The sequence below is a fragment of the Novosphingobium decolorationis genome, from assembly GCF_018417475.1.
GTDB lineage: Bacteria > Pseudomonadota > Alphaproteobacteria > Sphingomonadales > Sphingomonadaceae > Novosphingobium > Novosphingobium decolorationis.
In genome coordinates this window covers 2,803,641-2,827,125 of record NZ_CP054856.1, presented here as the reverse complement: position 1 = coordinate 2,827,125, position 23,485 = coordinate 2,803,641, and the positions used below count along the sequence as shown (strand labels likewise).

At 67.0% G+C, this 23,485-nt stretch carries 23 protein-coding genes; 15 read left to right on the top strand and 8 right to left on the bottom strand.

Features of this window, described 5'->3' with window-relative positions; translation table 11 throughout:
• Positions 1-127: 127 nt before the first annotated feature.
• The 4 genes from HT578_RS13200 (at position 128) to HT578_RS13185 (ending at position 6,278) form a co-directional block, all read left to right on the top strand.
• Positions 128-1,183 (top strand): quinone-dependent dihydroorotate dehydrogenase, encoded by a 1,056-nt coding sequence (locus HT578_RS13200; RefSeq protein WP_039389834.1) that lies wholly within the window; start codon positions 128-130, stop codon positions 1,181-1,183.
• Between the two features lie 11 nt (positions 1,184-1,194).
• A complete protein-coding gene (gene ggt, locus HT578_RS13195; protein WP_422394352.1) occupies positions 1,195-3,006 on the top strand; it encodes a gamma-glutamyltransferase in 1,812 nt (603 codons plus the stop codon).
• Positions 3,007-3,321: 315 nt separating this feature from the next.
• Entirely contained in the window at positions 3,322-5,127 is a 1,806-nt protein-coding gene (locus HT578_RS13190; protein WP_039389836.1) for an AMP-dependent synthetase/ligase, read from the top strand.
• Between the two features lie 47 nt (positions 5,128-5,174).
• Complete coding sequence (locus HT578_RS13185; RefSeq protein WP_213499972.1) at positions 5,175-6,278, top strand: transporter substrate-binding domain-containing protein; 1,104 nt, start codon at positions 5,175-5,177, stop codon at positions 6,276-6,278.
• Positions 6,279-6,366: 88 nt separating this feature from the next.
• On the opposite strand, the gene HT578_RS13180 is transcribed toward HT578_RS13185, so the two are convergent.
• From HT578_RS13180 to HT578_RS13155, 6 genes are all read right to left on the bottom strand, one after another.
• Positions 6,367-7,479 carry a class I SAM-dependent methyltransferase gene (locus HT578_RS13180; RefSeq protein ID WP_213499970.1) on the bottom strand — a complete coding sequence of 371 codons (1,113 nt, stop codon included), beginning with the start codon at positions 7,477-7,479 and terminating at the stop codon, positions 6,367-6,369.
• A 3-nt stretch (positions 7,480-7,482) separates the two neighbouring features.
• Positions 7,483-7,812, bottom strand: a complete 330-nt coding sequence (locus HT578_RS13175; protein ID WP_213499968.1) for a hypothetical protein — start codon at positions 7,810-7,812, stop codon at positions 7,483-7,485.
• Positions 7,813-8,047: 235 nt separating this feature from the next.
• Positions 8,048-8,575 carry a hypothetical protein gene (locus HT578_RS13170; RefSeq protein WP_039389840.1) on the bottom strand — a complete coding sequence of 176 codons (528 nt, stop codon included), beginning with the start codon at positions 8,573-8,575 and terminating at the stop codon, positions 8,048-8,050.
• 155 nt (positions 8,576-8,730) lie between these two features.
• Positions 8,731-9,540: a bifunctional sulfur carrier protein/thiazole synthase protein gene (locus HT578_RS13165; RefSeq protein ID WP_213499965.1), complete on the bottom strand. Its 810-nt coding sequence runs from the start codon at positions 9,538-9,540 to the stop codon at positions 8,731-8,733.
• 79 nt (positions 9,541-9,619) lie between these two features.
• The gene (gene thiS, locus HT578_RS13160; RefSeq protein ID WP_084592131.1) at positions 9,620-9,850 is read right to left on the bottom strand and encodes a sulfur carrier protein ThiS; all 231 of its coding nucleotides are present in this window, start codon (positions 9,848-9,850) and stop codon (positions 9,620-9,622) included.
• 120 nt (positions 9,851-9,970) lie between these two features.
• The gene (locus HT578_RS13155) at positions 9,971-10,348 is read right to left on the bottom strand and encodes a MerC domain-containing protein (protein WP_213499963.1); all 378 of its coding nucleotides are present in this window, start codon (positions 10,346-10,348) and stop codon (positions 9,971-9,973) included.
• Positions 10,349-10,480: 132 nt separating this feature from the next.
• Between HT578_RS13155 and HT578_RS13150 the strand changes: the two genes are divergently transcribed.
• Positions 10,481-11,575: a COX15/CtaA family protein gene (locus HT578_RS13150; RefSeq protein WP_213499961.1), complete on the top strand. Its 1,095-nt coding sequence runs from the start codon at positions 10,481-10,483 to the stop codon at positions 11,573-11,575.
• Between the two features lies 1 nt (position 11,576).
• Positions 11,577-11,915, top strand: coding sequence for a divalent-cation tolerance protein CutA (cutA, locus tag HT578_RS13145; RefSeq protein ID WP_213499959.1), 339 nt, complete (start codon positions 11,577-11,579; stop codon positions 11,913-11,915).
• Positions 11,916-11,952: 37 nt separating this feature from the next.
• Here the strand turns inward: cutA and HT578_RS13140 are convergent, their stop codons facing one another.
• Entirely contained in the window at positions 11,953-12,879 is a 927-nt protein-coding gene (locus tag HT578_RS13140; protein WP_277884202.1) for a LysR family transcriptional regulator, read from the bottom strand.
• Between the two features lie 127 nt (positions 12,880-13,006).
• Between HT578_RS13140 and HT578_RS13135 the strand changes: the two genes are divergently transcribed.
• The 7 genes from HT578_RS13135 (at position 13,007) to HT578_RS13105 (ending at position 20,431) form a co-directional block, all read left to right on the top strand.
• On the top strand, positions 13,007-15,508 hold the full coding sequence (locus HT578_RS13135) for a TonB-dependent receptor (protein WP_213499955.1): 2,502 nt from the start codon (positions 13,007-13,009) through the stop codon (positions 15,506-15,508).
• On the top strand, positions 15,508-16,503 hold the full coding sequence (locus HT578_RS13130; RefSeq protein WP_213499953.1) for an MBL fold metallo-hydrolase: 996 nt from the start codon (positions 15,508-15,510) through the stop codon (positions 16,501-16,503). Before HT578_RS13135 ends, HT578_RS13130 begins: the two co-directional genes overlap by 1 nt.
• 24 nt (positions 16,504-16,527) lie before the next feature.
• Positions 16,528-17,556: an aromatic ring-hydroxylating oxygenase subunit alpha gene (locus HT578_RS13125; RefSeq protein ID WP_213499951.1), complete on the top strand. Its 1,029-nt coding sequence runs from the start codon at positions 16,528-16,530 to the stop codon at positions 17,554-17,556.
• Positions 17,553-18,455: a VOC family protein gene (locus tag HT578_RS13120; protein WP_213499949.1), complete on the top strand. Its 903-nt coding sequence runs from the start codon at positions 17,553-17,555 to the stop codon at positions 18,453-18,455. The genes HT578_RS13125 and HT578_RS13120 overlap by 4 nt, the downstream gene beginning before the upstream one ends.
• Before the next feature lie 208 nt (positions 18,456-18,663).
• On the top strand, positions 18,664-19,143 hold the full coding sequence (rplM, locus tag HT578_RS13115) for a 50S ribosomal protein L13 (RefSeq protein WP_039389852.1): 480 nt from the start codon (positions 18,664-18,666) through the stop codon (positions 19,141-19,143).
• A complete protein-coding gene (rpsI, locus tag HT578_RS13110; protein WP_039389854.1) occupies positions 19,143-19,673 on the top strand; it encodes a 30S ribosomal protein S9 in 531 nt (176 codons plus the stop codon). Before rplM ends, rpsI begins: the two co-directional genes overlap by 1 nt.
• A gap of 140 nt (positions 19,674-19,813) precedes the next feature.
• Positions 19,814-20,431, top strand: coding sequence for a DUF2238 domain-containing protein (locus HT578_RS13105; RefSeq protein WP_213499947.1), 618 nt, complete (start codon positions 19,814-19,816; stop codon positions 20,429-20,431).
• 91 nt (positions 20,432-20,522) lie between these two features.
• On the opposite strand, the gene HT578_RS13100 is transcribed toward HT578_RS13105, so the two are convergent.
• Positions 20,523-22,205 carry an arylsulfatase gene (locus tag HT578_RS13100; protein WP_239026281.1) on the bottom strand — a complete coding sequence of 561 codons (1,683 nt, stop codon included), beginning with the start codon at positions 22,203-22,205 and terminating at the stop codon, positions 20,523-20,525.
• A gap of 314 nt (positions 22,206-22,519) precedes the next feature.
• Between HT578_RS13100 and HT578_RS13095 the strand changes: the two genes are divergently transcribed.
• Positions 22,520-22,918, top strand: a complete 399-nt coding sequence (locus HT578_RS13095; RefSeq protein ID WP_213499945.1) for a PadR family transcriptional regulator — start codon at positions 22,520-22,522, stop codon at positions 22,916-22,918.
• Entirely contained in the window at positions 22,905-23,471 is a 567-nt protein-coding gene (locus HT578_RS13090; RefSeq protein WP_213499943.1) for a DUF1700 domain-containing protein, read from the top strand. Before HT578_RS13095 ends, HT578_RS13090 begins: the two co-directional genes overlap by 14 nt.
• Positions 23,472-23,485 lie beyond the last annotated feature (14 nt).

Genomic DNA, 23,485 nt, shown 5'->3' with positions numbered 1-23,485 from the left:
AGGCTGAGGCGCCGTTCAGGAATTGTAGATTTGCGACATGGTGCTGCGGGAGGGTGCGGGCTAAGAACGCTTTTTTGCTGACAATTGTTGTTAGACGAAAGATTTGTGGCCTTCGCGCAACGCGGCTATGAGCGCGGCTGTGACCTACAAAGCCCTTCGCCCCGCCCTTTTTCGATTCGACGCCGAATCGGCACATGGCATCGCGCTGCGCACGCTCGCGATGGCCCGCTTCCTGCCCGCCCCTGCGCCCCATCCGGCACTGGCGAGCGAAGTGGCCGGCATTGCCTTTCCCAATCCGGTCGGCATGGCCGCCGGGTTCGACAAGGACGGCGAGGTGCCCGACGCGCTCCTGAAGCTGGGTTTCGGGTTTGCCGAGGTCGGCTCGATCACGCCCCTGCCCCAGCCGGGCAATCCCAAGCCGCGCCTCTTCCGGCTCGAAGAGGACCGCGCGGTGATCAACCGCATGGGGTTCAACAATGGCGGTGGCCAGGCGGCCCGCAAGCGCCTTTCGGCCCGCGCCGCGCGCCCGGGCGTGGTGGGGATCAACATCGGCGCCAACAAGGATTCGACCGACCGCGTCGCCGACTACGCGACCATGGCGCGCATGATGGCGCCTTACGCCACCTACCTTGCGGTCAACATCTCCAGCCCGAACACGCCGGGCCTGCGCGCGTTGCAGGACGAATCGGCGCTGACCGGCCTGCTCGACGGCGTCATCGCGGCGCGTGACGAGGTCTGCCCGGTCAAGGCCCCGCCCGTCTTCCTCAAGGTCGCCCCCGATCTCGAGCCCGCCGACATCGACGCGATCGCGCGCATCGCCATCGAGCGCAAGCTGGGCGCGCTGATCGTCTCGAACACCACCATCTCGCGCCCGCCGCTGGCCTCTGCGCACGCGGGCGAAGGTGGCGGCCTGTCGGGCGCACCGCTCAAGGACCTGGCCCAGCAGCGCCTGCGGGATTTCCGCAGGGCGACCGGCGGCGCGCTGCCGCTGATCGGCGTGGGCGGCATCGCCACCGCCGAGGATGCCTGGGCCCGCATCCGCGCGGGCGCCAGCCTCGTCCAGCTCTACAGCGCGATGGTCTACGAAGGCCCCTATATCGCCAAGCACATCTGCAAGGGGCTGGAAACGCTGATGAAGCGCGATGGCTTCACCACCATTGCCGAGGCGGTCGGAAGCGAATAGCCTCCCGCGCAATGCTTCGAAATTCCCTCGCCGTCCTGCGCACGCCCTTCGCCCTTTCCGCCTCGCTTGCCCTTCTTGTGGGCACCGCAGGCTGCACCGCCACCGCGCCTGCCGAGATGCAGACACCGCCCCCTGCCGCGCAGAACCGCGACGGTACCGGGATCGGCGTGGTCAGCGCGGCCGACCCGCGCGCGGCCGCCGCGGGCGTCGAGATCCTCAACCGCGGCGGCAGCGCGACCGATGCCGCCATCGCGACGATGCTTGCATTGAACGTGGTCGAGCCGCAGAATTCGGGGATTGGCGGCGGCCTGTTCTGGGTCCGCCACGGCGCGGCCGACGGTTCGATCGCCACCATCGACGGGCGCGAGACCGCGCCGGGTGCCGCCGACGAAAGCTGGTTCCTCGATGCCAACGGCGAACGCCGCCCGGGCCGCGAGATCTACCAGGGTGCGCTGAGTTCGGGCGTGCCCGGTGCGCTCGCCGCCATGGCCAAGGCCCACGCGCAGTGGGGCACGCTGCCCTGGGCCGATCTCTTCGCGCCGGCCATCGCGCTCGCCCGCGAGGGGTTCGTGGTGACCGACCGCCTCCACAACGGCCTCAATCTCTACAGCCGCCACGTGACCGGCTGGGCCAAGGACACCTATTTCCCGGGTGGGGAGGCCGTCGCCATCGGCTCGACGCTCAAGACACCGGCCCTGGCCGAGACGCTCGAACGCCTCGCCGCCGAAGGGCCCGAGCCCTTCTACAAGGGCGATATCGCGCAGAGCATCGTCCACGCGCTCAACAGCGCCGAGCCCGTCTCCTCGCCGATCACCACTGACGACCTCGCCGGGTACGAGGCGAAGGAACGCCCCTCGGTCTGCGACGACTACCGAGGCTACAAGGTCTGCTCGATGGGCCCGCCCTCTTCGGGGGGCCTGACCGTGCTGATGATCTTGAAGCAGCTCGAACGTTTCGACATGAAGGCCCTGGGCAAGGACAACCCGGTCTCCTGGCACCTCCTCGCCGAATCCGAGCGCCTCGCCTACGCCGACCGCAACCTCTACATGGCCGACCCCGACTTCGTGGGTATCCCGGTCAAGGGCCTGCTCGACCCAGCCTACCTCGCCCGCCGTTCGGCCCGGATCGATCCGGCGCGCACGATGCAGGTGATCGAGCCCGGCACGCCCGAGGGTGCGCCCGCGCGCCAGCGCGTCCCCTTCCGCGACGATCCGGGCACGAGCGACCTTGCCGTCGTCGACAAGCAGGGCAACGTCGCGCAGGTGACCACCACCATCAACGGCTACTTCGGATCGGGCATCGCCGCCTCGGGCTTTCTCCTCAACAACGAGCTACCCGATTTCGACCCGGTGCCGAGCCAAGACGGCTATCTCGTCGCCAACCGGGTGGAAGGCGGCAAGCGGCCGCGCAGCTCGATGTCACCCACCATCGTCTATGCCCCCGACGGCTCGGTGCGCCTGGCCATCGGGGCCGCGGGCGGCTCCACCATCATCTGCCAGATCGCCAAGGCCATCATCGGCGTGATCGACTGGAACCTCTCCGCGCAGGACGCCATCGCGCTGGGCCTCGTCTACGCGCCGGGCTCAAAGACCGCGACGCTCGAAGAGGGCACCGAGCTTGAAGCCATGCTCCCCGCGCTCCAGGCGCTGGGCGAGAACGTCAAGATCGCGCCGCTGGGCCTCAAGGCCAACGCGGTCGAGAAGGTCAATGGCCAGTGGCTGGGCGCGGCCGATCCGCGCAGCGAAGGCGTGGGGATGGATACGCTGGGCAACGTGACCGTGATCAAGCGCCGCAAGAACAGCCTCAACGGCGCGCACGAGTAGGAAGAGACATGATTCAAGGGGCCATCGCCCCTTGACCCCCAAATGGGCGACCTCACCTCCCACTGCAAAGGCCGCGCACGTAAGGTGAGGCCTACAGTTTGGGGAGCCCGAGGGCGATGGCCCCCGGAAATTCGTCTTCTACCCCCTCCAAGCGACAGCCCGTGTCCGCCTTGCGACCTTTCTGACAATCCCCCTGCCCGCTTGCCGCAACCGATTGCGCGGCCTAAGCGTTTGATCCGAGAAGCACGCCCGGCACAGTCTACGTGCGCGGGCCCGGTACAAGCCCGGTACAAGGCAGAGAGGATTTCCGAGCCCATGGATCTTGTCGAATTCGACAGGTGCGCCAACGTCGTATCGCTGTTCCTGGCCCGCGCCGATGCGCTGGGCGAGGCGCCCATGCTCTGGGCCAAGCGCGAGGGCGAATGGACCTCGATCAGCTGGGCCGAGGCCGCGCGGCGAGTCTGCCTCCTGGCCGAGGGCCTGCGCGCGCGGGGCCTGCGCGACGGCGAGCGCGTATTGATCGTCTCGGAGAACCGGCCCGAGTGGTGCCTCGCCGACCTGGCGATCATGGCCGCGGGCTGCGTGACGGTGCCCACCTACACCACCAACACCACCCGCGATCATACGCATATCCTTGAAAATTCGGGCGCCTGCGCAGCCATCGTGTCGAGCGCGAAGCTGGCAAAGCCGCTGCTTCCCGCCATCGTCCAGACCGACTTGTGCCGCCATGTCGTGGGCATGGAGGCTCTCCCCAGCCTGCAGGGCGGCAACTTCGCGACTTCCTTGTGGGACGACATGCTGACGGGCGATGCGCAGGCCGCGCGCGCGGCGGTGGAGGCGCGCCTTGTCTCCATCGGGCGCGACAGCCTCGCCTGCATCATCTACACCAGCGGCACGGGCGGCGCGCCGCGCGGGGTGCGCCAGCACCACGGCATGCTGCTCACCAACATCGCGGGCACCACGCAGGTCATCCTCGACGACTTCCACCTCGACCGTCCCGAGGTCTTCCTCTCCTTCCTGCCGCTGAGCCACGCCTACGAGCACACCGCGGGCGAGATCTTCCCGATCGGCCTCGGCGGCCAGATCTACTACGCCGAAGGGCTGGAAAAGCTCGCCGCCAACATCGAGGAGGTCGGCCCCACGATCATGGTCGTCGTGCCGCGCCTGTTCGAGGTTCTGCGCACCAAGATCATGAAACAGATCGAGAAGCAGGGCGGCGCGGCCAAGTGGATGATGGACCAGGCCATCGCGGTCGCCATGCGCAAGGCCGCCGGCAAACGGCGCCTGACCGACTACCCGCTCGACGCACTGCTCGAGCGTACGCTGCGCCCCAAGATCCGCGCCAAGTTCGGCGGGCGGATGAAGGCGCTCGTGTCGGGCGGCGCGCCGCTCAACCCCGAGATCGGCATCTTCTTCGAGGCGATGGGCCTCACGCTCCTGCAGGGCTACGGCCAGACCGAGAGCGGCCCCGTCATCTCGGTCAACCGCCCGCGCGCCGGGATCAAGATGGACACTGTCGGCCCGCCGATGCGCGGCGCCGAAGTGCAGATTGCCGAGGATGGCGAGATCCTCGTGCGCGGCGAGCTGGTCATGCACGGCTACTGGCAGAACGCGGCCGCGAGCGAGGCCGCGCTCCAGAACGGCTGGCTCCACACCGGCGACATCGGCCACATCGACGAGAAGGGCCGCATCTGCATCACCGACCGCAAGAAGGACATGATCGTCAACGACAAGGGCGACAACGTCTCGCCCCAGCGGATCGAATCGATGCTCACGCTCCAGAACGAGATCGCGCAGGCCATGGTCGCGGGCGACCGTCGTCCCTACGTCGTGGGCCTGATCGTGCCCGATGCGGACTGGGCGCGCGAATGGGCGCAGGAGAACGGTGAGGAGGGCGATCTGGCCACCCTCCAGGCCCTGCCCGCCTTCCGCGCGGCCATTCGCGAGGCCATCGACCGGGTCAACCGCGAGATGTCGGTGATCGAGAAAGTGCGCCAGTTCGCCTTTGCCGACGAGCCCTTCGCGATCGAGAACGAGGAACTGACCCCCAGCCTCAAGATCCGCCGCCACAAGCTCAAGGAACGCTACGGCGCGCGTCTGGACGCCCTTTACCGCAGCTGACAGGATGGGCGCTCCCGGCCGCAGTCGCGGCCCATCACGGAGTGCACATGCCCCGCCTGCCAGTGAAGACACCGCCTGCCCTGCTTTCCCTTCTCGCGGTCTTCCTGGCACTCGCCTCCTGCCTCTCGGCCCTGCCTGCCCGGGCGCAGGAGACCGGGCAGAGCCTGACCGTCGCGACGCGCGTAGCCCCGCCCTTCGTGATGAAGGACGGCGATGGTACCTGGTCGGGCCTTGCCATCGACATGTGGCGTGAAATCGCCGAGCAGCGGGGCTACGAGTACACGTTCGTCGAGAGCGACCTGGCCGGTCTGGTCGATGGGGTGGCCGACGGGCGCTATGACGCCAGCGTGGGTGCGCTCACGGTGACGGCCGCGCGCGAGGAGCAGGTCGACTTCACCCACCCCTTCTACGCCACCGGCTTCGGCATCGCCGTGCCCAAGGCGCCGCCGGCCTGGCTTTCGCTCCTGCGCAACTTCTTCACGCTCCAGTTCCTTCAGGCGATTCTGGCGCTATGCGCGCTGCTGCTGGTGGTGGGGCTCCTGTTCTGGCTGGTCGAGCGGCGCCACAACGCCGAGGAATTTGCGCCCGGCCCGCGCGGCCTGTTTGCCGGATTCTGGTTCTCCGCGGTGACGATGACCACGGTGGGCTATGGCGACAAGGCGCCCAGGACGGCGGCGGGCAAGGCCATCGCGCTGGTCTGGATGTTCGCGGCAATCCTGATCATTTCGACCTTCACCGGCATGATCGCCTCCTCGCTGACGAGCGGGCGACTGACCGGCGCGATCGGCGGGCCGGAGGACCTCGCCGTGGCCTCGGTCGGCTCGATCCGCGCGTCTGCAAGCGATGAATGGCTCTCCAGCGAGGGCATCGCCTTTACCGGCTATCCCGACATCGAGAGCGGCCTTGCGGCCCTGCGCGAGGGCCGGATCGAGGCTTTCGTCTACGACGAGCCGCTGCTGCGCTACCGCGTGCGCAAGGACACCACGAATACCCTGCGCGTCCTTCCCGGCACGTTCGGGCGGCAGGACTATGCCATCGCCACCGGCCCCGACAGCGCCCTGCGCGAGCCGGTCGACATCTCCCTGCTCCAGATCGTCGAAGGGTCGAAATGGCGCAATGACCTCACCCGGGTGCTGGGCAAGGTGAAGTAGCGCGCGGCGGACGCCGGCCACGAACAAGGGGCGCTCTCCCTATGTGGAAGAGCGCCCCTTTTCGGTTCAGGCCCTTCCGGGCCCGGGCTTACTTGCGGCCCGAGGTCACGAACCAGGACAGGAAGACGCCCTTCGATTCCTCGCCGAACTTGCTCGCCGACATGTCCGGCCCCAGGACCGCATCCTGGAAACCGACCTTCACGTCCTCGAACCCGGCCGCCGTCATCAGCGCGCCGTAGTCGGCCGAGGTGGCTTCCTGCCAGGCGGGCTCGTTGTTGTAGTCGCGTTCCATGCCCGCGATCACCTGGCTCCACAGGTCGAGCGTCTCGTACTTGACGGGCACTTCGAGGTGGACCGCGATGCCGCCCTTACGCAGCAGGCGATGGCTTTCCGTGAGGATGTTCTGGATCGCCTCGGGCGAGGTCTCGTGCATGACCGCCGCGGTGAAGACGAGATCGAAGCTCTCATCTGCAAAGCGGGTCTTCTCGGCATCGTCCTGCACGAAGTGAATGGCTGCTCCCAAGTGCGCGGCGCGCGCATGCGCGTAGCGCAGCACCGAGGCGCCGACGTCGACCGCGTAGGCCTCCGCCTTGGGGTATGCTTCGGCGACGGGAATGACGCTCGAGCCCACGCCGCAGCCCAGTTCGACCAGCTTCTCGGGCTGGAAATCGGGGTAGCACGAGGCGAGGTGCGCCGCGACGGCCTTGCCGCGCCCGTCGTTGAGGAAACCGCCGTTGCGGCCCAGCATGTAGACCGCACCGCCGCGGTCCATCAGCGCGCCCTGGCGCACGCCGTCGGTGTCCGAACCGTAGCCGCCGGGCATGAGATGGACGTGGGCGTCTTCCAGGTAATCGGGGACCTGGAAGTCCTCGGCCAGCGTCAGCGAGCCGATCTCGGCCGCCTCGGAAGCCTTGGCGTCCAGCTCACCGGCCTGGCGATCGACGCAGTTCCACACCGAATCCCAAAGGAGTTCCTGCGTGGTGCGGCGCATGTTCGACCAGCCCAGGAACGCGGGCTCCTTGTGCAGCTTGTCGAAGACCTCTTCGGCGCGTGCGTTGTGGCTGAGGCCCGGGTCCAGTTCCTCGGCGATCTGGCGCTCGTGCGGTTCGACCTCGGTGTAGAGCCAGTACTGCAGGTCGCGCACGAAGAGCTGTTCGGTGGTCTCGTCGTGGTTGGCGCTGGCAAGCATCGGATGCGACATGGTTCAGGCTCCCTGGTTCGAAGTGGTCTTGGCCGCGCGGCGCATGGCCGCCTCGCTGATCGGGCGGAATACCTTGCCGATCAGGCGCTGGCGCAGCGCGCCGCGCGCCTTGGCGGCGTCCTCGTCGGGAACATAGGCCTCGACCGCGCCTGCGTCGAGCGTGCCAGCCTGGGCCAGCAGGCGCTCGAGCGTGTCGATACGCTCGCGCGCCATGGCCAGTTCGCTGGCCAGCGCGGTGATCATCGCGAAGGTCTGGTCATCGCCTTCGTCCAGGCCGGGCATGTCCCGGCGACCGGCGGTCTGGGGTTTGGCCATCTGCGGCTTGTTGGTCACGCGTTACACCTCTTGCTTCCGTTCCGGCTGCGACAGAGACCGGATCTCTCGGGAGTACAAGATGCCATAACGCTCTTCGGGTGCAGGGCCGCCTTCGATTTGTCCGAACGGCGACAACCTGCGCCGGGTTTTCCGGTCGCAGGTTGCGGTTTGGGCCTCACGCTACGTTCTAGAGCGGCCCGGTGCAGGGAAAGCGGTGCGACCCGAGGGCCCTGCGGTAAAGGAAAAAGGTGTCTCAGGCGGCTTCGAGCTCGATCCACTCGGGATAGAAGCCGGGTTCGCGCGCCGACCAGCCCGGCGCCGTCGCGGCAGCCTCGCTGATCGAGTGCAGCAGGGTCTTGCGCCGGTCGGGGCGGATCTGCGGGAGCGCGGCCGCGCCGCAGAAGGCCCCGGGGAGCCAGGGCCGGGCCCAGGCGCCCAGCAGGCGTTCGTAGAGGAAGCGGAAGGCGGAGAAGCTGTCCAGCCCGCCCTGCGCCAGATCGTAGGCGGCCATGCGCACCAGCTTGCCCATGAACGGATCGAGATCGGCAAAGCCATACTCGTCCGGGCGCTGACCGCGCAGGGCCGGCAGGTCACGGTAGCTCTCGTACTGGCCCCGGATCGAGGCCATTTCCCCGGCATCGCGGCCCCAGAGCTTGAAAGCGTCCTGGCGCCCCAGGCCAACATCGAGACTGCGCCGGATATAGCGCTGTTCCGAAGGGGTGAAGCTTGCGAATTCCCGAAGCTCGCTGATCGTGAGACTTGCCGTGCCTGCGTATTCCATGTGCTGTGTCCGTTGCTTGTTATGTGTCGTTGTTCAGCTTTCGCCTTTCCCGTGATGGACACACTTTAAGCCCCACGCGCTTACCCGCGCGTTAAACATGCAATCGTTTGAACACCTCACTGACCGAAAGTATTAGGCAATAAAATCATTAACCATCAGATCATGCCGGAAAGCGGGCTCGAGGGGTCTGCATAGCGGCGCTTCTGCATGCGCCCGCTAAGATATGCGTGGCGTCCGGCCTCCACCGCGAGGCGCATTGCCTTCGCCATCCTTACCGGATTCTTCGCCTCGGCAATGGCCGTGTTCATGAGCACGCCGTCACAGCCCAGTTCCATCGCGACCGCCGCTTCCGACGCGGTGCCCACGCCCGCATCGACCAGCACGGGCACCTTGGCGCCCTCGACGATGAGGCGCACGGTGACCTGGTTCTGGATGCCAAGGCCCGAACCGATCGGCGCGCCCAGCGGCATGACCGCCACCGCGCCCGCCTCTTCAAGCTGCTTGGCCGCGATCGGATCATCGACGCAGTAGACCATCGGCAGGAAACCTTCCTTGGCGAGGATCTCGGTGGCCTTCAGCGTCTCGCGCATGTCGGGATAGAGAGTGCGCGCCTCGCCCAGCACCTCCAGCTTGACGAGGTCCCAGCCGCCCGCCTCGCGCGCCAGGCGCAGCGTGCGGATCGCATCCTCGGCCGTGAAGCAGCCCGCCGTGTTGGGCAGGTAGGTGATCTTCTTCGGGTCGATGTAGTCGGTCAGCATCGGCGCCTTGGGGTCCGACACGTTGACGCGGCGCACCGCGACCGTGACGATCTCGGCGCCCGAAGCCTCGACCGCAGCCGCGTTCTGCTCGAAGTCCTTGTACTTGCCCGTGCCCACGATCAGGCGCGAGGTGAAGGTGCGCCCGGCAACGGTCCAGGTGTCGGCCTCGTTGGTGGCGGCGGCAGGGTTGGTGGCGGTATCGGTCACGGGTCGCATCCTTTCAGCGGCGTCGAGGCGCGCGAAAATCACAGGAGAAACAGGAACGGGGGACGGAGCTGGAGGCGCGTCAGCCACCGCCCACGAAATGGACGATCTCGAGGATGTCGCCCTCGCCCAGGGTCACGTCGGCCAGAGTCGAGCGCGGCGCGATCTCGGCGTTGTGCTCGACCGCGACCTTGGTGGGATCAAGGCCGATGTGCGCGACAAGGTCGGCAATCGTCGAGCCAGCCGCGATCCGGTGCGGCTCCCCGTTGACGGTGAGCGAGATAAGGGCGTTCGGCGTGTCGTTCTGGGCCATGTGGGTGCAGATAGCGCGCCCTGCGCCGAGCGCAAGGTTTCCCGCCGCCGAGCCGCTACGTGAGCGGCGCTTTTCGCGAGGAGCGGCAGGGTCATCGCCTGCGCGTCCCAAACGCAGGGATCAGTGGGCCGCGTGGCCGCGCAGGTTGAAGAGATGCGCGCCCGCGACAAGGCCCACGCCGCAGATGGTGAGCAGCGCCTCGGGCAGGCCATGGCCGACAAACAGCGCGAGCGCCATCAGCACGATGCCCGCCCCGCCGGTCACCAGCGGGGTCATCCGGCCATGGCGCAGAACGCCAAATCCGAGCGAGACCGCGCCGAACACGACGGCAAGGGCCAGCCCGACTTCGTGAATCGCGGGGGAAAGCAGCAGTTCCCCGCCCAGCCCCAGCACGCCGACCAGCACGATGCCTGCCACGCAGTGCACCGCGCAAAGCCCGCTGAGCAGGATTCCGGCCCGGTCGAGCCGTCCACGAATCGAGGAAGGGTTGCTGCGCATCGTTCGGCAAATATGTAACGTTGTAACATTAATCAAGAGCGGGGCCGAAATTTGCCGCGAACCGAGCCCTTACCGCGCCCGGAGGCTGCGGGCACTTGCGTAACCTGCGGCAAGGGCTCAGGAAGAGTCCCCATGAAGAACATGGACGGTCGCCCTCTCATCGGAACCCACGACGACATCGGCGCGATGGTGCGCTGGCTGTTCACCGTCGCCGTGCTGGTCGTGCTCATCGTGGCTATCGGCGGGATCACGCGCCTCACCGAATCCGGCCTCTCGATCACGCAGTGGAAGCCGGTGACCGGCGCCCTGCCCCCCCTGACCGACGCGCAGTGGCAGGCCGAGTTCGCCGAGTACCGCCAGATCCCGCAGTACCTTGATGTCAACGGCCCGGCGGGCATGACGCTTGCCGATTACAAGTTCATCTATTTCTGGGAATGGGCACACCGGCTGATCGCGCGCATCATCGGGCTGGTCTTTGCGCTGCCGCTGATCTGGTTCTGGGTGCGCCGCACGATCCCGCTGGGCTACAAGCCGCGTCTGCTCGCCCTCCTCGCGCTGGGCGGCCTGCAGGGCGCGGTGGGCTGGTGGATGGTCTCTTCCGGGCTCTCCCCCGACGCGCTCGACCGAGTGAGCCACTTCCGGCTTGCCGCGCACCTCCTGACCGCGCTCCTCACGCTGGGCGGCCTCGTGTGGACCGCGCTCGACCTGAAGCAGCTCGAACAGGGCACGCCGCGCTCCTCGCTCGGGCGCTTCACCTTCGTGGCGATGGCCGCGCTGACGCTCCAGCTGTTCTACGGGGCGCTCGTCGCGGGCATGCGCGCGGGCTACGTCGCGGGAGCCGGCTGGTTCCACCTCGACGCCTGGCCGCTGATGCAGGGCCATCTCTTCCCCGAGGGTGTCGATGCCTCGGGCGGACTCTTCCATGCGCTCTTCAACGATCCCTTCCTCGTCCACTTTCTTCACCGCTGGTGGGCCTGGGTGGTCGTGGCGATCCTCGTCGTCATGGGGCGGCGCCTGCGCGCGATTCGCCAGCGCCCGGCCTCGGTGGCGATCCACATGGCCTTCGGCCTGCAGATCCTGCTCGGCGTTGCGACAATCTGGTCGGGCGTGAACCTGTGGCTGGCAGTCGCCCACCAGGTCTGCGCCGCGCTGCTGGTGATGAGCGTGGTCTGGGGCGCCCATGCGCTGGGCCGCCGCGATCCGGTCAACCTGCTGAGCGCGGCCTGAGATGGCGGACGGGCCCCTTTCCGGCGCGCCCCTTTCAGGAGCACTTGTCTGGTGTCCCTGCCCCGATGAAGCCGCCGCACTCGCGGTCGCGCGAACCCTCGTCGAAGAGAAGCTCGCCGGTTGCGGCAACGTGATCCCGGGGGTCACCAGCGTGTTCGAATGGGAGGGCCGGATCGACACCGCCCGCGAAGTCGGCCTGCTCCTCAAGACCCGCGCGGACCTCCTCGAAGCCGCCGTCGCGCGCCTTGGCGAGATCCACCCCTACGACACACCCGCCGTGCTGGGCTGGGTCTGCGACACAGGCGCCCCGGCCACACTGGGCTGGCTGGGCGAGCTCTGACACCCCGGCGCGCAGGCCCGCCTGACGGGCGCACAGGTCAATCTGCCGGCACGCTCAGGCCGGGCTGAGGCGCAAGCTGGCGGGCGAAGCGAATGATGCGTTCGCGCAGCCAGGTCAGCCCGGCATCGTGCGTGCGCGCGACATGGTACTGCATCATCTCGCGCATGTTGGGGACATGGAAGGGAAGCTCGGCGATGGCGAGCTCGTGCACGGGCGCCGCGGTCTGAGCCAGCCGCTCATGCATGACGGACAGGCGGTTGGTGCCGCGCAACAACCAGGGCACCTGGATGAACGACTGCGCGCAGACCTCGATCCGGCGCTCGGGAACGAGCGTGTTCAGCACGCCTTCGACAAAGGTATCCTGATTGCCGATACGCACCGCCACGTGCCCTGCGGCAAGGAAGCCCTCGCGCGTCAGTTCGCTATCCAGCAGGGGGTTGTCACGCGCGCCCACGGCAACGAAGCGCTCCTCGAAGAGGAGTTCGCGCGGATGGTCGCAATCCATGAATTCCTCGGGCGTGAGGATCAGGTCCACCTCGCCCGCCTCCAGCTTGTCCGCGCTGTCCATGTCGGGGAGCGACAGGTTGAGGCGAATGCCCGGCGCTTCGCGCTGGAGAACCTCGACCAGGGGAACCAGCAGCACCGTGGTGATGTAGTCCGAGGCATTCACGAAGAACAGGCGCCGGGACGCCGCCGGATCGAACCGCGTGCTCATCGCGATCAGCCCCTTGAGACGTATCAGCGCATCGCTGACTTCGGGCGCGATCGCCAGCGCGTGCTGGGTGGGAATCATCTTCTTGCCGTGAAGCACCAGAAGGTCGTCGTGAAAGCTCTCGCGCAGGCGCTTGAGCGAGGCGCTCATCGCCGATTGCGTCACGTTCAGCCGCTTCGCCGCGCGGGTCACGCTGCGCTCCTGAAGCAAAGCTTCGAATGCAACCAACAAGTTAAGGTCGAAATGATCCATCCGCATGATGCATTCATTCCATTTGTAGTTATCGAGAAAAACAAAAAATTGGACCGATAGTCTGCGCAGTGAAAGAACGCATGGCAAGTGCAGCGATAAACAGCTGCCGTTAGGGAGAGAGAAAGCGATGCGTACGCCCCTGGTCGCCGGCACGGCGATGACCCTTGCCCTGTTGGCGCAGCCCGCCCTGGGCCAGACCACTGAGACTCAGGCCACTCAGACACAGACCTCCGAGACAGGCGAGACCTTCGGGCTCAACGCCATCATCGTCACCGCACAGCGCCGCGCCGAAACCCTGCAGGATGCGGCCATCGCGATCAACGCGGCCAGCGGCGACCAGCTGGTCCAGAACGGCGTCGCCGACGCGACCCAGCTCAACACCGTGGCGCCCGCGCTCTATGTCGCGGCGGGCGGCGGCGCGAACACCGGCTACTTCATTCGCGGCGTCGGCAACTTCGCGAACAACGGCTACACCAGCCCGGCCGTCGCCTTCAACATCGACGGCGTCTACATCGGGCGCCCCTCCTCGACCGTCGCCTCCTTCCTCGACGTCAACCGCGTGGAAGTGCTGAAGGGCCCCCAGGGCACGCTCTATGGACGCAACGCCACGGGCGGCGCGATCAACGTGATCCCGAACGCGCCGCAGCTGGGCGTTTCGGAAGGCTCGGTCAGCGCGCAATACGGCAACTACGATGCCTATGAGCTGACGGGCATGGTGAACGCGCCGCTCGGCAACGATGTCGCCCTGCGCCTTGCCGGGACGGTGAACGAGCGCGACGGTTACTTCTCGGACGGCACCGGCTCGGCCAAGGATCTGGCCCTGCGCGGACAGATCTATGCCGAACTCAGCCCCGCGATCAACCTGCGCGTCTCGGCCGACTACTCGACTCAGAAGGGCACAGGGCCCGGTCTCAACGTCGAGGGCGTCTACACCTTCACCCCCTTCAATCCCGGCGCGACGGTCCGCAACTGGCTCCACGTCGAGGCTCCGGACAATGTGCGCGCGCCCTACACCGGCCTGTTCACGCCGGAAGCCCTGGACTTCATCGAGAACACGGCCACCGCGGCCCCGCTCTTCGCGCCGCTGACCGGCTATGCATATCCGCGCCGCGACGATGAATACTGGGGCCTCAACGCCGAAGTGAACGTCGATCTGGGCGGGGTCGATCTCGTCGTGATCCCCGCCTATCGCCACTCCAAGCTGGACAACCAGTTCAACGGCCCCCCCTTCAAGGCCGCGATCAACTCCGACACCGCCGAGCAGTACAGCCTCGAAGCGCGCCTTTCGGGCACGAGCGGCCCTGTCGAGTGGCTGCTGGGCGGGTACTGGTTCGACGAGACGGTCAAGGGCGTCAATTCGTTCAACCAGTTCTCGACGACCACCTTCAACAGCTTCGACACGCACACCCGCTCGCTGGCCGCCTTCGGGCGCGTCACCTGGAGCCTCACCGATACGCTGCGGCTCGTGGGCGGCCTTCGCTATTCCGACGAGAAGCGCGACATCGTGGCCCAGGCCGATTCGCTGGCCGCGATCTGCCTGACCGAGCTGCCCTCCGGCCAGCCCAGTTGCCCGAACCTGCCGACCGTGCCGGTGGGGCTGACCTTGCGCGATTCGCTTGCCCAGTACGCCCCGGGGCTGTTCCCGGCAGGAAGCCCGCTCGATGCGCCTGCCCCCTACGGCGCCTTCCCCTTCGGCCCGTTCGGTCCCATGGGCCCCACCGCGCTTCTTGCGATTACCCCGACCGTGATCGACCGCGCGGCGAGCGACCGCGAAGTGACCTGGCGCGCCGCGGTCGAATTCGACGCAAGCCCCGACAACCTTGTCTACGCCAGCTTCGAGACCGGCTTTCGCGCCGGTGGCTTCAACATCACCTTCGGGCAGGAGGAATACGCCCCCGAGTTCATCGACGCCTGGACGCTGGGTTCGAAGAACAGCTTCTTCAACAACAGCCTGCAGCTGAACCTGGAGGCCTTCTACTGGAAGTACCGGGGCCAGCAGCTGGCCGCGCTGGGGCTCGACGACAACGGCAACAACGCCTTCTACACGCGCAACGTGGGCAAGTCCTCGGTCAAGGGCGTGGAGATGGACTTCCAGTGGCTGGCGGGCCCCACCACGCTCGTCCATGGCGGCGCGCAGTACCTCGATGCCACCTACGACAGCTTCCAGTACAACCAGATCGACCTGTCCGACGAAGGCGACCCGCCCTACTTCCTCACCCCGATCACGGGCTGCGGCTACACCCAGGTTTCCGAGCCCGTCCGCTCGTTCGACATCGACTGCTCGGGCAAGCCTGCCCTCTACGCGCCCAAGTGGAGCTTCAACCTGGGCGTCCAGCAGAAGCTTGAACTCGATCCGCTCGACATCACCTTCGCGCTCGATGGCCGCTACCGCGCCAACCGCGTGATCGGCTTTGCCTACCTGCCCACCGGCGACAGCGGCGCGGACTTCAAGATGGACGCCTCGATCCGCTTCGAGCCGACCGAGATTCCCGTCACGGTCATGCTCTTCGTGCGCAACCTGACCGACCAGGCGGTGCAGTCGACCTACCAGCTGGGCGCGGGCAACGTCGCCAGTTCCGCCTATGAACCCCCGCGCACTTACGGCCTCAGGGTCGGGTACACGTTCTGATGCGTCCTCTTCGCACGTTCGCCTGCCGCGTCCTCCCCCTACTCCTGCTCACGGCGGCCGGTACGCCCGCCGCGGCGCAGGAGCCGGCACCGGACAGGAAAGGTCTGGGGACCTGGATCACGCTGGGCACCAATGCGGGGCCCGTGGTCGTGCCCGAGCGCTCACAGCCTGCAAACCTGCTGCGCTTTGCCGGAAAGGACTACCTGGTCGACGTGGGCGATGGCGCGGCGGGGCGGATGGAGCAGGCCGGGGTGCAATCGCGCGCGGTGGACGCGATCTTCCTCAGCCACCTGCACTTCGACCACACCGGCGGCCTGGCGGCCGTCCTCGGCCTGCGCTTCCAGACCAGCGCGCGCGATCCGCTGACCATCTACGGACCGCCCGGAACGCGCGAACTGGTCGAGGGCCTCCTCGCCTCGATGGTCCCGGGGGTCACCGCGAACTATGGCGTGGAAGGCGCGCCGCCCGTCGATCACCGCGCGGGCATCACGGTGCGCGAACTGCGCGATGGCGACCGGATCGAAGTGGACGGCATGACCGTCACGGTGGCGCGCAACACCCACTACAGCTTCCCCGAGGGCAGCGCGATGGCGCAGCGCTTCCAGTCGCTCTCGCTGCGCTTCGATCTGCCGGGCCGCGCGATCGTCTACACCGGCGACACCGGCCCCAGCGCGCGGCTCGAGGAGCTGGCGAAGGGCGCGGACCTGATGGTTGCCGAGATGATGGACATTCCGCTCACCATCGCGCGCCTGATCGCGGCCAACCCCGGTATTCCCGAGGGGCAGTTGCAGGCCATGCAGACGCACCTGGCGCACCACCATCTCTCGCCCGCCGACCTTGGCGCGCTCGCCGCGCGCGCGGACGTGGGCGGACTGGTCGTCACGCACTTCTCGGGCTGGGACCCGCGCAGCCCCGAGCACTTCGCCTACCTCACCACCCTCTCCGCCGCCTACCCGGGCCCCTTCGAGATCGCCGACGACATGGACGCCTACTGAGCGTCCAAGCACAGGACTTTCGACATGACCGAGACGAAACCCTTCCTCGAGAACGCCTGGTACATGGCCGCCTGGAGCCATGAAGTGGGCGAGGACATGCTCCGCCGCCGCCTGCTCGGCGAGCCGATACTGCTCATGCGCCGACAGGACGGCACCGCGGCGGCGCTGGTCGACCGCTGCCCGCACCGCTACGCCCCGCTCAGCAAGGGCGAGCGCGAGGGGGACACCATTGTGTGCCCGTACCACGGCCTCACCTTCGATGCCGCGGGCCAGTGCGTGCGCAATCCCTTCTCCGAGAAGATCCCCGCAGGCGCGCAGCTGCGCAGCTTTCCCGTGGTCGAGCGCGACCACATCGTCTGGTTCTGGCCCGGCGATCCCGCGCGCGCCGAAGAGACGCCGGTGCCCGATTTTTCGGCCATCGTGATCGACGGCCATGCGCCCATCACCGGCGTGATGCCGATGGCCGCGAACTACGAATACGGCACCGACAACCTGATGGACCTCTCGCACATCGAGTTCGTCCACAAGGGCACCTTTGCCGGGCGCGGCGTGATCTTTGCCGGGACCCACGAGGTCAAGGCGCAGGGCGACCAGCTCCATTCCAACTGGTGGATGCCCGCAATCCCCGCGCCCGCGCACACCTTCGGGATCTACGACCCGGCCATGATCACCGACCACTGGCTGGACATGCGCTGGGAGGCGCCCGCCAGCATGTACCTGCAGGTCGGCGCCTGCCCCCAGGGCGGCGACCGGGCCGAGGGCGTGATCGCCCACCAGGCGCACATCCTCACCCCCGAGACGGAAGGCTCCAGCCACTACTTCTGGGCGACCACGCGGCAGGGCCCCCCCTCCCCCGAGGGCGACGCCATGCTGGCCGGTCTCATGGGAGCGGCCTTCGGCGAAGAGGACAAGCCGATCATCGAGGCCGCCTACGCCAACACCGACGGCGCCGACTTCTGGGAGCGCAAACCGCTCTCGCTCGGCATCGACACCGGCGGCACGCGCGCGCGCCGCATCATCGAGAAACGCAAGAAGGAAGAGGCCGCCCTATGAGCCGCGTGACCGAGATTCGCTATGTCGGCTATGGTGTCGAGGACTTCGACGCCGAGCGCCGCTTCTACACCCAGGACTGGGGCCTTGTCGAAGTCGCGGCCGAGGACGACACCGCCTGGTTCAAGGCGCAGGGGCACGATGAACACCACGTCCTGCGCCTCCACCGCCGCGAGACGAACTGCGTCGAGGTCATCGCCCTCGCCACTCCCGGCAGGGACGATGTCGATGCCCTCCACACAGCGGTGCAGGACGCAGGGTGCTCCATCATCCACGCGCCCCGCCCGCTCGACGCGCCCGGAGGCGGCTACGGCTTCCGCTTCTTCTCCCCCGATGGCCTGCCCTTCGAGATCTCGGCCGAGGTCGCGCCCCTCGACAAGCGCCCGCTGGAGCGCTGGGAAGGTGTGCCCGTGAAGATCAGCCACATAGTCCTGCATTCGCCCGACCATCAGGCGCTGGTGCGCTTCTTCACCGATGTGCTGGGCTTTCGCGTCTCGGACTGGCTGGGCGATTTCATGTGCTTCCTGCGCTGCAACGCGGCCCATCACCGCATCGCCATTCTGCCAGGCCCGCCCTGTCTCAACCACGTCGCCTACGACATGCTCAGCCTCGATGACATGATGCGTGGCGCCAGCCGTCTGCAGAAGCGCGGCACCGATCTGCGCTGGGGGCCGGGCCGCCACACCGCGGGCAACAACACCTTCAGCTATTTCGTGACGCCGGGCGGCTTTGCCGTCGAATACACCTCCGAACTCGACGAGGTCGACTTCGACACCCACGAGGCGAAAGTCCACGCGCCTGCCCCCCAGGTCATGGACCAGTGGGGAATCGGCACCGGCGGCCCCCAGACCATGCCCAAGCCTGCCGTGGACCCCTGCCTGTTCACACCTGCGCAAACCTGAGCCGGCCCAGACCGATCCATCCTGCGGATCGGTCCCGGAAACCGCTGCAGGATACATTACGGTATCATATTACCTCTTCGCAAAGCCGCATCCTGCTTGACTTGGCGCCCGATTTCGACGAATTGGCGCCACTTCCCGCGTACGGGACGGATTCGCGCCAGCGCCAATCCACCGGACGCGCGCACGAAACACAAGGGATAGACCAGCCATGAAGGCGCTCACAAAGGTCACCCGGTCGATCAAGCCGGCCGAGGTGGAAAAGAAGTGGCATCTGATCGATGCCGAAGGTCTGGTGGTTGGCCGTCTGGCTGTCATCATCGCCGACCTCCTGCGCGGCAAGCACAAGCCGAGCTTCACCCCGCACGTCGATTGCGGCGACCACGTCGTCGTGATCAACGCCGAGAAGGTCCGCTTCACCGGCAACAAGCTCAAGCAGCAGACCTACTACAAGCACACCGGCTACGCCGGCGGCCTCAAGGAAGTCACCGCGGACAAGGTCCTCGCCGGTCGCTTCCCCGAGCGCGTGCTTGAAAAGGCCGTGGAACGCATGATTCCCCGTGGTCCGCTGGGCCGCGACCAGATGCGCGCCCTGCACGTCTACGCCGGCACCGAGCACCCGCACGGTGGTACGCAGCCCGAAGCCCTCGACGTTGCTTCGATGAACCGTAAGAACAAGGTGGGTGCCTAATGTCCGACACTGATACCGTCCAGAGCCTGTCCGACCTCAAGGACCTCGGCACCGAAGTCGCGACCGAAGAAGCTGCTGCTGAAGAGCAGGGTTTCACCCCCGTCGTCTCGAACGTTCCCCTGCGCGAGCAGGAACTCGACGCCCAGGGCCGCGCCTACGCCACCGGCCGCCGCAAGGACGCCGTGGCCCGCGTGTGGATCAAGCCCGGCACCGGCAAGATCACCGTCAACGGCCGTGACCAGGAAGTCTACTTCGCACGTCCGACCCTGCGTCTGGTCATTGCCCAGCCGTTCCAGATCACCGCGCGCGAAGACCAGTACGACGTCATCGCCACCGTCAAGGGCGGCGGTCTCTCGGGTCAGGCCGGCGCTGTGAAGCACGGCATTTCGCAGGCACTCTCGAAGTACGAGCCGGTCCTGCGCGCCACGGTCAAGGCCGCCGGCTTCCTCACCCGCGACAGCCGCGTGGTCGAGCGTAAGAAGTACGGCCGCGCCAAGGCCCGTCGTTCGTTCCAGTTCTCGAAGCGCTAAGTTTCGAACGGACCGACGCACCGGTTTACGAAAAGAGGGTCGCGGGCAACCGCGGCCCTTTTTTCATGCCTGCGCTGCGCAGGTGTGCCTTGTGTTGCCGGGGCTTGCATGCACCCGGTATCTGGCCAATCCTGCCGGGAATGCACCGGACCACCCTTCACGACCTGACCGCCCTCACCCTCCTCTGGCTGGCAGGCCTTCTGGCCTCGGGCTGGAGCCCGTACGAGCGCGCGACCTGGCTGATGGAGGTGGCCCCCGTCCTGATCGCGCTGCCCGTGCTCTGGGTCTCCCGCAGGCGCCTGCCCCTGACCCGCCTCGCGCTGGCGCTGATTGGCCTGCATGGCCTCATCCTCATGCTCGGGGGCGCCTATACCTACGCGCGCGTGCCGCTGGGATTTACCTTGCAGGACCTGCTGGGCCTCGCGCGCAACCCCTACGACCGGATCGGCCACTTCGCGCAAGGCTTCGTGCCCGCAATCGTGCTGCGCGAACTGCTGCTGCGCCGGGGCGGCCTTGCGCCCGGGTGGCTTTCCAGTGTGCTGGTCACAGCCTGCTGCCTCGCGGTGAGCGCCGCCTACGAGCTGATCGAGTTCGGCGCGGCCATGGCGCTGGGTCAGGGCGCGGAGGCGTTCCTGGGCACCCAGGGCGACCCCTGGGACACCCAGTGGGACATGCTCATGTGCCTTGTGGGCGCGATCTGTGCTCTTGCCCTCCTCACCCCCTGGCACGACCGCCAGATCACCCGGATCGAGGCCTGAGCCCCAAACAAAAGGGCCCCGGATCGGCCGCGACCGATCCGGGGCATGCTTGAGGATGGCCCCCGGGGGGGGGGGGGGTGGGACAAAGGGGTTACTGGAGGCCCTGCTCCATGAACTCGGCCACGACATTGGACATGTCGAACGAGGCCCCGCCCTGCACCGGCGGGTATTCGGCCAGGGTCTTGAGGTGCTTGTTCATCAAGACGCCCATCGGCTGCATCAGCCACGAGACCTTCTGGAGCAGGTGCCCGTAGGCATCGACCGAATCGTAGCTCTCGAAGGGGTCCATGCGGATGTTGAACATGAGCGGCGCCGTGCGCGGGACCAGGTTGTCGTAGTAGTTTTCCTTGGTCGAGAAGTGGATCTTCCAGGGCCCCATGCGCACCGCGGTCAGCTTGCTCTCGTAGTAGTGGAAGATGTGGTCGCGGTTGGAATTCTCCTGCTGACCGGTCCAGTAAGGCACGTTGTTCACGCCATCGATGTACTGCTTCTTGGCACTCTGCATCCGGCTGTTCACGTCCGGAACACCGGCAATCGCAGCGAGGCTGGTGAACATGTCCTGGTGGGCCTGGATGCCGTTTAGCACCTGATCCTGCGGGATCATGCGCGGATAGCGCAGCATCGAGACCACGCGCACACCACCCTCGTAGGTGGTCATCTTCTCACCACGGAAGGGCGTGGTCGCGCCGTGCGGCCAGGAATCGTGCTCGGGACCGTTGTCGGTCGAGTACCAGATCAGCGTATCATCCAGGATGCCCTGCTGCGCGAGCCAGTCGAGCACGGTGCCCACGTCGCGGTCGTGCTGCATCATGCCCGAACCATGAAGATCGGCCTCGGAGGTGTACTTCTCGGCCGCGTAGCGCCACTCATCGTCAAGGTGCGTGTAGACGTGCATGCGCGAGGTGTTCATCCACACGAAGAACGGCTCGTTCGCGGCCTTGGCCTTGTCCATGAAGTCGAGCGCGGTCGGAATCATCTCGGCCGAATCGAAGTTCTCCATGCGCTTGCGGGTGAGCGGCCCGGTGTCCTGGATCGTCTGCTTGCCCACCTTGCCGAAACGCGGGTCCGAAGTCGTATCGTCCCGGTCGGTGGCAAAGCTGTGAATCACGCCGCGTGTGCCGAACTGCGCCTCGTACGTCTCCAGATCGCCCGAGAACTTCTTGCCGAAGGCCTGGTAGTCGCGCTGCTCGGCCTCTTCCTGGGTGTTGAGGTGGTAGAGGTTGCCGAAGAATTCATCGAAGCCATGCGCGGTGGGCAGATGCTCGTTGCGATCGCCCAGGTGGTTCTTACCGAAGTGGCCGGTGCGGTACCCCGCCATCTTCATCACCTCGGCCAGGCAGGGCGAGGCGGCCTGAAGCCCGAGTGCGGCGCCGGGCTGGCCCACCGTCGTCATGCCCGAACGGATCGGGTACTGGCCGGTGATGAAGGCCGCGCGGCCCGCCGTGCACGAGGGCTGCGCGTAGTGGTCGGTGAACTTGATGCCCTCGCGCCCGATGCGGTCGATGTTGGGGGTGCGGTAACCCATGGTTGCGAGGCCATAGGCGGAGACGTTCTGCCAACCGATGTCATCGCCCCAGATGACGAGGATGTTCGGCTTGCGGCCCGACGCGGCCTGCGCCAGCGCCTTCTGCGTGCCGATCAGCGATCCCAATGCGGGAAGTGCCGCCGCCATGCTCGAGGCCGAAAGCATCCTGCGCCGGGACATGCCCTTGGGCGTGTCACCTTCGCGTGCGGCGTGGGGACTGTCGGAATGCGGCGTATCGTCGTCGTGCATCGCGGAACTCTCCTCTGAACACGGGCCGAAGGACAGCGGCGCAATCGAAGACGATTCGCGCGAGGAAGCCCCCAACCTCTCAGGACGCCACTCTCGCCCGACCCGGCATCGCGCCGATATCAGGGTTTCCCCCCGGTTGAGGGCTGCCTGACCCTGACGAAGTCACGGAAGTCGCGAACAAAAACACATTCCTTCGCATGGCGCCTATCTTGCCGTGCACGGTATAGAGCATGGCCCTGTACCTCTTTTAAGAAGGTACCTTGCATCACACACTAGCTGTCTATATACAGTCTCCATCGACAGGAGATGATTCGATGTCCGAAATCGAAGTCCAGCTTAAGAAGGGGGTGCTTGGCCTTTGCGTGCTTGCCCTGCTTTCGCGGCGCAACAGCTACGCCTACGAGATCGCCAGCCGCATGGCCGACGCGGTCGATATGGGCGAAGGGACGATCTACCCGCTGATGCGCCGCATGCAGAAGGACGGTCTGGTCTCGACCTATCTCGAGGAATCGCCGTCCGGTCCGCCGCGCAAGTACTACGCCATCACCGAAGCCGGCCAGACGCGCCTTGCCGCGCAGATCACCGAATGGCGTGGTTTCACCGCCGCGGTCGATGAACTGATCGCGGGCGATGCGCCCGCCGCCACTGCGCCGGAACCCACCAGCGAACCCGCGAACGTGCAGGAAGGGGAATCCAGCCATGACGCGTCTTGAATTCATCCGTCGCCTCGAAGCCGGGCTCAAGGGCCTGCCGCGCGAGGACGTCGACGACATCCTCTCCGACTACGCCGAGCACTTCGAGGCCGGCATGGCCGAAGGCCGCAGCGAGGCGGAGATTGCCGCCGCGCTCGGCGATCCGGCGCGCCTCGCCCGCGAACTGCGCTTCGAGTTCGGCCAGCGCAACTGGAAGGAGGCGCGCTCGCCGTCCTCGGCCTGGGCCGCGATCATCGCCTTCGTCGGCCTCGCCTCGCTGGACATCCTCCTGCTGCTGCCGATCATCGTGACTGTGCTGGGCGTGCTCATCGCGCTGTTCGTGGCCGTCATCGCGGTGTTCATCGCCGGTGGCTTTGTCCTTCTCGCCGGCCCCTTTACCGGCTTCCCGGGAGGCTGGGCCGTCGCCCTTCTCGCCGGTCTCGGCATCCTGAGCGGATCGGTCGCGGCCGCGGCGATCCTCATCCTCGTCAGCATCTGGGTCATCAACGCCCTGATGTGGTTCGGCCGCCTGCACTTCCGGGTGCTCGAGCCCGCCATTCACCCCGACAAGTAACCGCGCCCGCAGGA

Coding starts and splice junctions, on each gene's coding strand:
- HT578_RS13200 (WP_039389834.1), top strand. CDS start 128: ATGAGCGCGGCTGTGACCTACAAAGCCCTTCGCCCCGCCCTTTTTCGA.
- ggt (WP_422394352.1), top strand. CDS start 1,195: ATGCTTCGAAATTCCCTCGCCGTCCTGCGCACGCCCTTCGCCCTTTCC.
- HT578_RS13190 (WP_039389836.1), top strand. CDS start 3,322: ATGGATCTTGTCGAATTCGACAGGTGCGCCAACGTCGTATCGCTGTTC.
- HT578_RS13185 (WP_213499972.1), top strand. CDS start 5,175: ATGCCCCGCCTGCCAGTGAAGACACCGCCTGCCCTGCTTTCCCTTCTC.
- HT578_RS13180 (WP_213499970.1), bottom strand. CDS start 7,479: ATGTCGCATCCGATGCTTGCCAGCGCCAACCACGACGAGACCACCGAA.
- HT578_RS13170 (WP_039389840.1), bottom strand. CDS start 8,575: ATGGAATACGCAGGCACGGCAAGTCTCACGATCAGCGAGCTTCGGGAA.
- thiS (WP_084592131.1), bottom strand. CDS start 9,850: ATGGCCCAGAACGACACGCCGAACGCCCTTATCTCGCTCACCGTCAAC.
- HT578_RS13155 (WP_213499963.1), bottom strand. CDS start 10,348: ATGCGCAGCAACCCTTCCTCGATTCGTGGACGGCTCGACCGGGCCGGA.
- HT578_RS13150 (WP_213499961.1), top strand. CDS start 10,481: ATGAAGAACATGGACGGTCGCCCTCTCATCGGAACCCACGACGACATC.
- cutA (WP_213499959.1), top strand. CDS start 11,577: ATGGCGGACGGGCCCCTTTCCGGCGCGCCCCTTTCAGGAGCACTTGTC.
- HT578_RS13140 (WP_277884202.1), bottom strand. CDS start 12,879: ATGGATCATTTCGACCTTAACTTGTTGGTTGCATTCGAAGCTTTGCTT.
- HT578_RS13135 (WP_213499955.1), top strand. CDS start 13,007: ATGCGTACGCCCCTGGTCGCCGGCACGGCGATGACCCTTGCCCTGTTG.
- HT578_RS13130 (WP_213499953.1), top strand. CDS start 15,508: ATGCGTCCTCTTCGCACGTTCGCCTGCCGCGTCCTCCCCCTACTCCTG.
- HT578_RS13125 (WP_213499951.1), top strand. CDS start 16,528: ATGACCGAGACGAAACCCTTCCTCGAGAACGCCTGGTACATGGCCGCC.
- HT578_RS13120 (WP_213499949.1), top strand. CDS start 17,553: ATGAGCCGCGTGACCGAGATTCGCTATGTCGGCTATGGTGTCGAGGAC.
- rplM (WP_039389852.1), top strand. CDS start 18,664: ATGAAGGCGCTCACAAAGGTCACCCGGTCGATCAAGCCGGCCGAGGTG.
- rpsI (WP_039389854.1), top strand. CDS start 19,143: ATGTCCGACACTGATACCGTCCAGAGCCTGTCCGACCTCAAGGACCTC.
- HT578_RS13105 (WP_213499947.1), top strand. CDS start 19,814: ATGCACCGGACCACCCTTCACGACCTGACCGCCCTCACCCTCCTCTGG.
- HT578_RS13100 (WP_239026281.1), bottom strand. CDS start 22,205: ATGCACGACGACGATACGCCGCATTCCGACAGTCCCCACGCCGCACGC.
- HT578_RS13095 (WP_213499945.1), top strand. CDS start 22,520: ATGTCCGAAATCGAAGTCCAGCTTAAGAAGGGGGTGCTTGGCCTTTGC.
- HT578_RS13090 (WP_213499943.1), top strand. CDS start 22,905: ATGACGCGTCTTGAATTCATCCGTCGCCTCGAAGCCGGGCTCAAGGGC.